This window comes from Thiohalomonas denitrificans, assembly GCF_016841685.1.
GTDB classification, from domain to species: Bacteria; Pseudomonadota; Gammaproteobacteria; order Thiohalomonadales; family Thiohalomonadaceae; genus Thiohalomonas; species Thiohalomonas denitrificans_A.
Genome location: NZ_JAENYR010000036.1, coordinates 25,757 through 36,075, shown reverse-complemented (window position 1 = coordinate 36,075; position 10,319 = coordinate 25,757). Strand labels below are relative to the sequence as shown.

Genomic DNA, 10,319 nt, shown 5'->3' with positions numbered 1-10,319 from the left:
CTGCGGCTCGCAATGACGGCTAAAGGTTCGTCACTGATTCGGGTCTGCGGAGCGGTGGGTAGTGCTCGCAATGCCATCCCCGTTCTCTCGGGTCGCTTGGTGGATGCGCTTCGCTTATCCACCCTACGGGTGATTACCTCTTTCATTCCGCCTTCGTCGCTTGGGCTCCTCCTGAAGAACTTGCCCCCGCTGTCATTACGAGGAGCCCCGGCGACGAAGTAATCTGGTGTCCTAACAGCGAGATTGCCGTGCCGCTGAGGCTCCTCGCAATGACGGCTAAAGGTTCGTCACTGATTCGGGGCTGCAAGGCGGCGGGTACGGCTCGCAATGACAGACCCTGGCCGAGTCGGCTCAGGTCTTTTTATCGAACTGTATCGAACTGTAATCTAGGCAGTTCGACCGGCCGTCTTTCCCTCGTAAAGGGCCTCACCTGCCAGTGCGATGAGCCGGGCACGATTGTTCTCTCCCCGCCGCTCAGTGTCGGCAACGCCCACAACGGCGGTTAATGTAATCCCCTCGGGATGCGGTTCCAAGAGTGCGCAGCGGAATTTTTCAGCGGCCCTATCCTCGGCTTTCGTTAACGCCTTTCTGAGGTACGACTTCAGCACGGCTTACGCCACACTGGATCCATCTAATCCATCTACAATCAGGACCGCATAGCCGATCCGTTTCCCTCCGTCCTTATGCTGCCCAGGTCGGGACGCGCTCCATCCTGAACCAGAATGCTTCGCGTTAACTCACCTATTATCGGTACCGATTTCCCCGTAAATTCCGCCAAAATTTTTGTTATCTTCTGCTACTGTTGCATAGTGGTTCGTGAGTAGAAGAGGAGAAGCTGCCATGTCGGGAATCAGGAAAACAGAAGACATCGTCTGTCCCTCCTGCGGAACGCAGGGAACCGTCGGGCTGGGAATGGCGATGATAGGTGCACGCAGCGACTACCGGGAATTCCTTTGCGCCGGCTGCAGGGCGCGCGTGCCATTCCAGGCCAGCCGCGCTATTATCGAAGTCGCATGGCTGCCCCCGACATCCGGGGAAGAATTCACTGAAACCTCCGCCCCTCAGTAAGTTTCCCGGCAGGCCGCCGGTGCGCGGTGCCAAGTTGCGTGGAAATTACTGCAAGGGGGGGCAGAGAGCTATGAGAGCTGATCAACCTTTCCGATTAACGATCACGCCAGACGGCATCGACGCCTTCTGCGAACGACTACGTCGCTCCTCCGCGACTGCGCGCCGGGCGGTAGCAGGACTGGCCGCGCTGCAGACCTTCCTGGCGGAAACCGCCGGTTCGGGGGATAAGGCGTCAAGTACTTATCCTGCAATCAGGGATCGTATTGCAGGACACCTGGAAGCCGCCTCTCAGGCGGTTATCGATCAGGCTGCCAACTCTCTCGTGGAAGCCGTGCAACAACGGGATCCGGCCGCTGTTGCCGCTGTGCACCGGAACCTGTCCCGCAGCGGCTTCCATCAGGCACTGGGCCGGGCAGAGACATCGGGCTCGTTCGGAGCTGCCACCCCCGCGGCATGGGCGATCAAATGGTGCAGTGAGGCCGAAAGACGTGCGGAGGCCGCCAGCGGTTATCCGGATGCCTTCGACTTTTCCACTGCCGGGATTTCACTCGAGCAATACACCGCAATGCGCGATCTCTGCGAAAGCGGCAGATGAACGCCCAGGGCAGTCCGGCCGGCACAGCGGTTGGTTTGGATCCGGCCCGCCGCCGGTCCCGACTTCAGAGGACCGCGAGTGCCCCCTGACAACGGCGCTCGAGTTCTTCCGCCTTGCTTTCATCGATGAGCAGCTTCACCAGCTTCTTGCACTGGGCAGCCACATGGAGCAGTCCCTCTCGAGTCTCGGGCGCGGCATTAAGCTTCTGCACTACCTTGGTGGCGTCATCGCCCAGTACATCTTCCGCGATCAGTACCAGTTGATCACGAATAGCTGCGATATTGATATCCGATTCAAACACCTCGGGTGACATGCCGGCGATGCTGACAAATCCTCCTCGGGCCAACTCTACCAACCGGCCCTGCACATCCCAGTCCTGCCCCCCCTTTTCAGCCAGTTGTTCGACCGAAGAGCGTCCGTCCACCAGAATAAGGACATGACGCAATTCCTTGGCGAGGCCGAGGGTTCGCGATCGAAGCTCCTCTTCACCTTTGTCGGTTTTACGGACCGTTGCCGTTTTGTCCATCAATCCATTACCTCCTGGATCACGCGATAGAGCAGCTTGACGGTGATCAAGACGTAGATTGCCCCGAAGAAGAAGATGCAGGCGACAAGAAGCCGCAAGGCGCTTTCCGGCATGGAGTTGAAAAAGGGCGTACTGATATAACCCACCGCAAATAGCCCCACCAGCCACAACAGGGTGTCCCAGCTCTTGCCGACGATGCCGCCGGGAATGCTGCCCTTCAGATTGAACACCAGCCACAAACAGTAGCCCATGACAGCAATAGCAGCGAACGTAATTACTTGAGATACATCAAACGCGGGGTCCATGGGTCACTCCTTTGTTTTTTTGTGAACTGCATAACAGTTATATCACGGGAATTGTTTTAGCCATAGGGACTAGCAAAGTATAAATGCCAGGCCCCGAATTGCCAGATTTTCCCGCGCAGATCACGCCAAGCAATAAAAAACGCAGCTACTCACCCCCTCCGTCATTCCCTGTCACCCCCGCGCAGGCGGGGGGGGGAGGCGGGAATCCAGAGAACAGAAGCATGGCTCAAAATGGATCCCCGCCTACGCGGGGATGACGGATTTCCTGGGCCGTGCGCGATCACCCGGGCAAGCAGTTATTAAAAAACACAAAAAACCCGGCCGAAGCCGGGTGAATCCTAACGGGGATCAACGTTACTGATTTTGCTCCTGCCCCATTCCGCTGGACGGTGGCCGATCCTCAGGCCGCTGACGCTGCATCGACCGTTCAGGTCGAATTGCGCTTTCAAATGCGCTGAATTCAACCGGGTCCACATGGCCGTCATTATTGGTGTCCGCCTGTTCCCAGTCTTCGACGAGTCGCTCATGGCCTTCGGCTTCCTGTTCGCTCAGATAACCATCATCGTTTTCATCCAGTTCAGAAAACCGCGCGAGCTCTTGCGAATCGCGGGATTGCGGCTGCTGCGCCATTCCGGACTGCCGCCGGCTTGGCGATTGCGTTCCCTGCCGGGCCCGAACGTGGGCACTGTAACCGGCTTCAAAGGCACTGAATTCCGTTTCATCGATCTGGCCGTCGGAGTCGATATCGACCGCCAGCCATTTCTCCGCCAAGGGCCTGCTAAGTCCGGACTCCTGCCTGCCGATAAAGCCATCGCTGTCTGCATCCAGCGCTTCGAACGCAGCCAACTCTACGTCGGCAGCGGGCGTATCAGCGGCCACCGGCTGAGAGGTCTGCTGTTCCTGCCGGGCGGCATCCGCCAGACGCATATTTTCGGAGGAGACTTCGTTATAGATGGGTTCGGCTTTCAGCTCGCTGGCGGCCATGTTCATGATATTGCCGGACGGCTGCTCTGAACCGATCTGCTGCTGCTCGGTAGCGGCGTCTGTCACGCCCTGCTCCTGCCCGAGCATATAGGAAGGTACACCGAGTGATAGCCCCATAACCGCCGCTATCACAACGGTCAGTTTTTTCTGTTTCATAGCAAGCCTCCTTGCACCATCTGATCGGGCGTACGCTTACGAACCACCGTAGGAGGCAACAGGACAGCTGCCTATCCGGGAAATTGCGGACCAGGCAAAGAGAACCGGCTATCAATTGCCGGTGAGGCGACCCTCGGCTACTTTTTTCCCTCCGGAATGAATGGCAATGCCACCGTCTTCGAATACCAAATCCAGACAGGCCTGATTGCCTTTCAAGCGGCCGCTCAGCCACTCCCGGCAATACTGACCGCGCTCATTGACCCACCAGCGGCCCTTTGCCCCGGAGCTGTTGTGCAGAGTGCCGTCCTCTGCAAACTCAAGGGTGTAGGCAGAGCCTGTACGAAGATAGATCCCCTGAAGTACCTGCCCCTCAAGGAGTGAATGCACTTCACTCTGATCCCGCAGGTAGTCAGCACCGTGCACAGGGCTCAACCAGCCCAGCAGGACGAACCAGACAAAAACCGCGCGCATACCCGCCTCCATTTACCAGTTTTCCGCCAGCAGTTCGAAATGGGCCCGGAGATGATCGCAGGCCGGGCAGACCTCGGGAGCCTCTTCGGCTTCATGGAGATAGCCGCAGTTTCGACAGCGCCAGATAACCTTCCCGTTGCGCCTGAAGACCCGGCCCGCGTCAAGGTTCTCGGCAAGCATCCGATAACGGCGCTCGTGCTGCTTTTCAGCGATCGAAATCGCCTCGAAGACCGCGGCAATGTCGGAGACCCCCTCTTCCTCTGCCACCTGAGCACAGGCGGGATACATCTCCGCCCACTCGTAATTCTCTCCCTCAGCGGCTGCATAGAGATTTTCCAGGGTGTCGTCCATCTTCCCCGCCGGAAAGGAATAATTAATCTCCACCTCGCCACCTTCCAGAAACTTGAAGAAACGCTTGGCATGCTCCTTTTCCTGGTCAGCGGTTTCCTCGAAGATATGGCTGATCTGAACCAATCCCTCCTTGCGGGCCACGGCGGCGAAATAGGTATAGCGATTACGCGCCTGCGACTCACCCGCGAAAGCGGTCAGCAGGTTTTTCTCAGTCCGTGTCCCTTTGATGGTTCGGTTCATCGTATGACCTCTGTTACAGAATGGACACGACTATTTTCACCCGTAACCATTCCCCGGGTCTACAGCCCCCAAGGCGGGATGGACGCAGACGCGGGGTTACTGTGCAACGAACCGGTGGTACCATGAAAGCTTGTCCGAAAGACGCGCCGCCCTTCCCACAGAAATCATGAACAGCGAAACCCATCAGCTTGCCGATCTACTACTGGCCATCGAGGCAGAAATGCACTGTATCGGGTTGTGGGAGGCAAGCCCGCCTCCGGAAGAGGCGTTGTCGAGCCTCGCGCCCTTCTGCTATGACACGCTGAAATTCCACCAGTGGCTGCAGTGGGTCTTCATCCCCAAGACCAAAACGATTGTGGAGATTGGAGAAGACTGGCCATCCCGTTCCGATATCTTTCCGATCGCCGAGCACACCTTCCGGGAAGTCGATTGCGATACGGGAATGCTGCTGGTGTTGATCAAACAGTTCGATAACTTCATCAATCGCTGCTGAAGCCGACACACTCACCCGCATCAGTAGGCGATGAGCTTTTGGTCCTCCTCCGAAAACTCGCTCTCCAACCCCTCGCCATCCAGAGCAGTCATGGTGAAATACCACTGCCCCTGATCCAATTGCTCGATGACGTGGGCGGTGTTCCCCGGACCTACCTCGACGATTTCAGAGTATTCGCCGGATTGCTGGCCATAATGGATCCGGTATCCTGAAAGGTCCGTCAGTGCACTGCCATCGGTGCGGGTGGTCGGGGGCGTCCAGCTGATTGCCGCCGTGCCGTTGCCGATGCCATCGCCGATAACGGTGAGATCAAATGCCTCGAGAGCCGTCGTCAATACACCGTCCGTCACGCTAATCACCACTCCATTGGTTGTCCCCACATCGGTATAGTCCGGCGTCCCGCTCAGTGTCCCCGTTTTGTCATCCCACTGCGCCCAGGTCGGACGGTTTTCAATGCGGAAGAAGAGGTCATCCCCATCCGCGTCGGAGGCCGTGGGGGTGAATTGGTATTCGCTGTTCTCGGTCACTTCGGTGGATGGCGTGCCACTGATCTCCGGAGCACGGTTTACGGGATCAGGGTCAGCAACATCGGCCTCATCGGTTGCCGAATCGGAATCGGAGCTCTCCGGGTCTTGAACCTCGCCAGAAGCGGATTCCGTACCATCCGTACCATCGGTATCGGATGTGCCATCACCATCAAGACCGGCCGGTTCGGTCCCACTCCCATCTTCAGAGATCGGTTCACTGGGAACAGGATCCAGTGGCGTATCACCACCTCCACCGCAGGCCGACAAAACCACAGTCGTGCTCAAGACCACAAAAAGACCAAGCCAACGCAGGGAAAACATCCACACACCTCCGGAAATCGCCCTCCCTGGAGAATGATTGCGGCACTGCCCTTTGCCGTTTAAATGAGGTGGGCAGAATAAAAGTGTTGAGGGCTTTTCAATGTGCGTTCAGTCTCATCAGGTTAGGAGTTCTTATGATTTGCGATAGGGTTGGCGGCTCGGCTGGAACCCGTTCACATGCCCGACCCGAATTCACATCTGGACGGGCCCGGCAATCCAGCTACCAAAGGCTGGCGTTCAACGAATTACGAGCGGGGAGGGAAAATGGCCGACTTCGCGCCTCCCACATCAGAGCGCGTGGGCCGGAGTACTCTTCCAAATTCCCGTGCCGCCGTCAGTTTTTTTTCGTCATACCATCGAAGTTCAAACAGTGGAGGAATACCGCGGCGCGGGTACCAAGCATCACCATACCGGCCCGTCGACTGCGGTTGCTCCAGCTTTTCATGTAGGGCATCGCGGGCCCGGCAAGGCGCCATTAGAGGTGACAAGACTCTGGGAGCCTGTCCGAGCATAGCGACCGTCACGAGGGCAAGACTGATTGAGTCAGATTTTTCGCTCATTCGAGACGAATACGACTGCATGGACGCAGTCGGTAGAGTGAAGCAGGATGCCCGAGCCGAGTGGTTCTATTCAACGAAAATGAGCGGGAGATCTGGTCAAGCAGGCTTGGCCACACGACTCCATGGATGGAGGAGTTAGAGCGAAGCAGGAGGCCAGAGCCGAGTAGGTCAGTCTCTTCTCGGACAGGCTCCCAGGCACGATCAGTCCTGTTCCACCATTCGTATTTCTACGAGCACCAAACCGGACATTTTTGGGTGGATCGCCACCGAATCTCATCACGACCTGTTCGTGATACGTGGCCGTTTCTACCTCTTCCTTGCCTGCTTGTAAGCCAGTGCCACTGAACGTCGCCACAGATCGGCGGGCTGCGCCGGACTGCCGGCCCACACGCCTTTTTCATTGATACTCTTGGTAACCATCGACTGCCCGAGGACGGTGACCCCATCGGCAATATCAATGTGGTGAACCAGCCCGACCTGACCAGCCAGGGTGACGTGATTACCCAATTTCGTGCTGCCGGCGATGGCGACGTGCGATACCAGCAGGCAGTGTTCACCAACTTGCACGTTATGAGCCACGTGAACGAAATTATCGATTTTGGTGCCCCGCCCGACACGGGTCGACAAGAAGCGCCCGCGGTCCACGGTGGCATTAGCTCCAATCTCGACGTCATTATCGATAATCACTCCACCAATCTGAGGAATCTTCTTGTGCTCGCCATCTCGCAGCAGATAGCCGTAACCATCCCCGCCGATAACGACTCCCGGTTGTAAAATCACCCGATCACCGATGCTGCAGTGCTCTCGAATCGTTACATTCGGATGGATCAGGCAGTTTTCGCCGATCACGACGTGGTCCATGATGACGGTTCCGGCCAGAATCTCCGTGTGGTCCCCCACGCGGACGTGGCGACCGAGAATTACCCCCGGGCCAATCCGCACCGCCTCGCCCAGGTCGGCATGGTTGCCGATAACGGCGCCGGGATGGATCCTTTCATCCTGTAGCATGGGCGCCGGACGGAACCACTCCGCAATCTGCGCGATGGCGTACTCCGGGTCATCGCTGTAGAGATTGACCTTGCCCTCGACTACCATCCCCGGCTTGGTGATAAAGGCGTCAATCCGCGATCGGGCCGCCTGTTCCAGAAGCTTCGGGGATCCGATAAAGGAAAGGCGACCGGGAAGGTCGTCCGTCAACCCACAAAGCCCTTCTATGGTCAGGGCGGGGTCGCCCTCGACCTTCAGGCCAAAATGTTCACCAATTTCGGCTAACGTGTAGCTCATCCATTTACCCTGCTCTTTTTTTGCAATTCTTTTTGCTGGATCTGCGGTAGCCGGGCTCCTGGAACCTCGGCAGACGAATACCGGCTCAGGTCACTACGGTAAAGCGCTCAACAAGAGCCGCCGCCAGCCCACACGCCTAATGGCGCCTTCAGAGTCCCCGAGCGGCGTCAGGGCAAGGCGCAGCGCGCCATTCCCTTGTCAAGCGCTGCAACGCCGCACCGGCGTCGCTCGGGGGCTCACTTCGGGCGAGGTGATAAGCCTGCTTACTTGCCCTTGAGGTGGAATGACCTCCCCCGGCGGGCAAGTGCCTTGCATCTGGCCGCTTCTCGCCTCGCTGAACCGAAAAACCTGATTCAATAGTCGCTATCTCGGACAGGCTCCTAGTCCAAGCTACCGGTGAAGCCCGGAATCTGAACCTCATCCTCGGAGAAACGGCCCTCGTCGGCACGGGTGTGACAGGCATCGCAGTGGCTCCAGGAGCGTACCTGCGGGTTATCCCGGACCGCCGCCCCCGGAATGCCATCGTGTTTTTCAATAAAGTACGGAATCCCCGTGATCCGAAGCGGCTCCACATCGTCACCGAGCGAGCGCAGCAGTTGATAGGGCAGTTGATGTGGCCCCCGGCCGGCGGCATTGTTCAAAAGGTAGCGACGGGCGCTATCCAGCTCACTGCGCGACAGTTCGACGCTTTCGCCAAAGTGATCGTCCAGTCCGGTCAGTATCCGTTCCCAGGACTGCGGGGGAAGTAAACCCGCCGGATAGGCAAAGTGACAGACCCCACAGGCCTTCCGATAGGAGGAGGATGCAGCCGGCACGACATCGGCTGCATTCTGAACAGCCGGCGACGCCCGCTCCCCGTCCGGAGACCGCTCTCTATCAGCTATTGCCGGCGCCGTCAATATGATTGACGCGACACAGACCCATTGGGCCGTTCTCTTCCAGTTCATGTTATGTTCACTCCTGAAGCTTCGGATGTTCTATTCTAGCGCCGTTTTCTGAAGCAAAGCTGAATGCTCTGCATCCAGGAAAAAATACAAAAAGGAGCCGTGCCGGCTCATATTCTTATTGATCTTTTCCTAACATGCTCTAGAGTGTTTCGGGATCCCGAAAAAGAGTCAAATTTCAAGAGGGAAAAACATGGATAGGGGAGTATTCTGGGGCGTAATCATATCGCTTACGGTTACTGTAAACATGGTCCGAGCGGATGACGCCGTAAGTTGGGTGGGCTGCGGCATCTCAAAGCTTGGCTATATGCAGGCACTCGCAGAAGCATTCGAGAACAAAACCGGCACCCCATTTCAGCTGGAAGGCGGCGGTGCGACCCGCGGCCTTCGGTCCGTCAACGCTGGGAAAAGTCAGCTAGGGGGAAGTTGCCGGTTACCGCTGCTTAATGCAAGCGGCGACGGTGCAATCGACTCCGAAGCCAAGCTCAAATTGATCCCGATAGGATGGGATGCGCTGGTCGTCACCGTGCATCCGGAAAACGAGTCCGTTTCCAATATCACCCGCGAACAACTCAAAGACGTTCTTACCGGGAAGATCACCACCTGGGGGGAGTTGGGAAGTAGCTCGAATCGACCCATCAACCTCTACGTGCGCAAGGGCAAAATCTCCGGCGTCGGCCTTACCCTTCGCCAGCAGCTTTTCGACGATCCCGACAAGTCGTTCGCTCAACGGGCTACCATTTTGCCCTCCTCGGGAAAGATCGAAAAGGCGATCGAGGGCGATCCGGACGGGTTCGCCGTCAGTGGGATTAGCAGTAGTCGCCATCGTGCCGTGAAAATGCTTAATCTCGAGGGTATCGATGCTTCTCTTGTCACCCTCAAACGCGGCAAATACCCCTTGTTCCGTATCCTGTTTTTGGTCGCTCCGCAGGACTATGAGTCGAATCCGGTGCTCAGCCAATTCGTCGATTTTGCCTTCTCTGTTGAAGGCCAGCGCATCATCCAGAATGCGGGCACCCTGCCCTTCCATCGCGGCGCTCTGCTGTTAATGAAGGCCAGTCCCAACTACATCCGTGCCGTGGAAGTGATGGGCAACAGCGGTATCTATACCATTGGCGGGCATTGAAGGGGCGCCGTTCGCGTCCCCGGGGCAGCCGACCAGCCGAGGCTTCTCGCGCGGTCGGCGGGTCGGCTACAGAGCGGACCAGCGGGCGATCTGATCGCCGAAAAAGACCGTAATCACCAAAGCAATCGGCGACAGGGCGACAAAGGCACCTACCAGGTACCTGACAAAAGGGTGTGCAATATCCGACTCGATGAAGTACCCGGCGACTATCATACCTTTGACCCACATGATGGCAGCCATCAATAGTGGCAACCAGGAGGCAGTACCGAACCACTCTCCGAGTCCCAGACTGAGCAGCGTCAGTGCAACCAGGGCCAGCCAGGCCGTGGTCAGAAGCGCAAAGCCGTCCGATTTTCCTCTCATCATCT

General features: G+C 57.5%; 13 protein-coding genes. 4 read left to right on the top strand and 9 right to left on the bottom strand.

What is annotated here, in order from left to right; translation table 11 throughout:
• Window positions 1-840 precede the first annotated feature (840 nt).
• Both Q7L05_RS09545 and Q7L05_RS09540 read left to right on the top strand, forming a co-directional pair.
• The gene (locus Q7L05_RS09545; protein WP_303905398.1) at window positions 841-1,068 is read left to right on the top strand and encodes a hypothetical protein; all 228 of its coding nucleotides are present in this window, start codon (window positions 841-843) and stop codon (window positions 1,066-1,068) included.
• 70 nt (window positions 1,069-1,138) lie between these two features.
• A complete protein-coding gene (locus tag Q7L05_RS09540; RefSeq protein ID WP_303905395.1) occupies window positions 1,139-1,663 on the top strand; it encodes a hypothetical protein in 525 nt (174 codons plus the stop codon).
• 64 nt (window positions 1,664-1,727) lie between these two features.
• Here the strand turns inward: Q7L05_RS09540 and Q7L05_RS09535 are convergent, their stop codons facing one another.
• The 5 genes from Q7L05_RS09535 to rbr form a co-directional block, all read right to left on the bottom strand.
• A complete protein-coding gene (locus tag Q7L05_RS09535; RefSeq protein ID WP_303905392.1) occupies window positions 1,728-2,189 on the bottom strand; it encodes a hypothetical protein in 462 nt (153 codons plus the stop codon).
• Complete coding sequence (locus tag Q7L05_RS09530) at window positions 2,189-2,494, bottom strand: hypothetical protein (protein WP_303905390.1); 306 nt, start codon at window positions 2,492-2,494, stop codon at window positions 2,189-2,191. The genes Q7L05_RS09535 and Q7L05_RS09530 overlap by 1 nt, the downstream gene beginning before the upstream one ends.
• A gap of 354 nt (window positions 2,495-2,848) precedes the next feature.
• Window positions 2,849-3,634: a hypothetical protein gene (locus Q7L05_RS09525; RefSeq protein ID WP_303905385.1), complete on the bottom strand. Its 786-nt coding sequence runs from the start codon at window positions 3,632-3,634 to the stop codon at window positions 2,849-2,851.
• A gap of 111 nt (window positions 3,635-3,745) precedes the next feature.
• On the bottom strand, window positions 3,746-4,105 hold the full coding sequence (locus Q7L05_RS09520; RefSeq protein ID WP_303905382.1) for a hypothetical protein: 360 nt from the start codon (window positions 4,103-4,105) through the stop codon (window positions 3,746-3,748).
• A gap of 12 nt (window positions 4,106-4,117) precedes the next feature.
• Window positions 4,118-4,696: a rubrerythrin gene (gene rbr / locus Q7L05_RS09515; protein ID WP_303905379.1), complete on the bottom strand. Its 579-nt coding sequence runs from the start codon at window positions 4,694-4,696 to the stop codon at window positions 4,118-4,120.
• 166 nt (window positions 4,697-4,862) lie between these two features.
• Here rbr and Q7L05_RS09510 point away from each other — a divergent pair, with 166 nt between their 5' ends.
• Window positions 4,863-5,189 carry a YqcC family protein gene (locus tag Q7L05_RS09510; RefSeq protein WP_303905378.1) on the top strand — a complete coding sequence of 109 codons (327 nt, stop codon included), beginning with the start codon at window positions 4,863-4,865 and terminating at the stop codon, window positions 5,187-5,189.
• Between the two features lie 20 nt (window positions 5,190-5,209).
• On the opposite strand, the gene Q7L05_RS09505 is transcribed toward Q7L05_RS09510, so the two are convergent.
• From Q7L05_RS09505 to Q7L05_RS09495, 3 genes are all read right to left on the bottom strand, one after another.
• Window positions 5,210-6,037 carry a putative Ig domain-containing protein gene (locus tag Q7L05_RS09505; protein ID WP_303905376.1) on the bottom strand — a complete coding sequence of 276 codons (828 nt, stop codon included), beginning with the start codon at window positions 6,035-6,037 and terminating at the stop codon, window positions 5,210-5,212.
• Between the two features lie 866 nt (window positions 6,038-6,903).
• On the bottom strand, window positions 6,904-7,881 hold the full coding sequence (lpxD, locus tag Q7L05_RS09500) for a UDP-3-O-(3-hydroxymyristoyl)glucosamine N-acyltransferase (RefSeq protein WP_303905373.1): 978 nt from the start codon (window positions 7,879-7,881) through the stop codon (window positions 6,904-6,906).
• A gap of 380 nt (window positions 7,882-8,261) precedes the next feature.
• Window positions 8,262-8,828: a cytochrome C gene (locus tag Q7L05_RS09495; protein WP_303905371.1), complete on the bottom strand. Its 567-nt coding sequence runs from the start codon at window positions 8,826-8,828 to the stop codon at window positions 8,262-8,264.
• 190 nt (window positions 8,829-9,018) lie between these two features.
• Between Q7L05_RS09495 and Q7L05_RS09490 the strand changes: the two genes are divergently transcribed.
• Complete coding sequence (locus Q7L05_RS09490; protein ID WP_303905368.1) at window positions 9,019-9,951, top strand: substrate-binding domain-containing protein; 933 nt, start codon at window positions 9,019-9,021, stop codon at window positions 9,949-9,951.
• A gap of 66 nt (window positions 9,952-10,017) precedes the next feature.
• On the opposite strand, the gene Q7L05_RS09485 is transcribed toward Q7L05_RS09490, so the two are convergent.
• On the bottom strand, window positions 10,018-10,317 hold the full coding sequence (locus tag Q7L05_RS09485) for a hypothetical protein (protein ID WP_303905365.1): 300 nt from the start codon (window positions 10,315-10,317) through the stop codon (window positions 10,018-10,020).
• Between the last annotated feature and the right edge of the window lie 2 nt (window positions 10,318-10,319).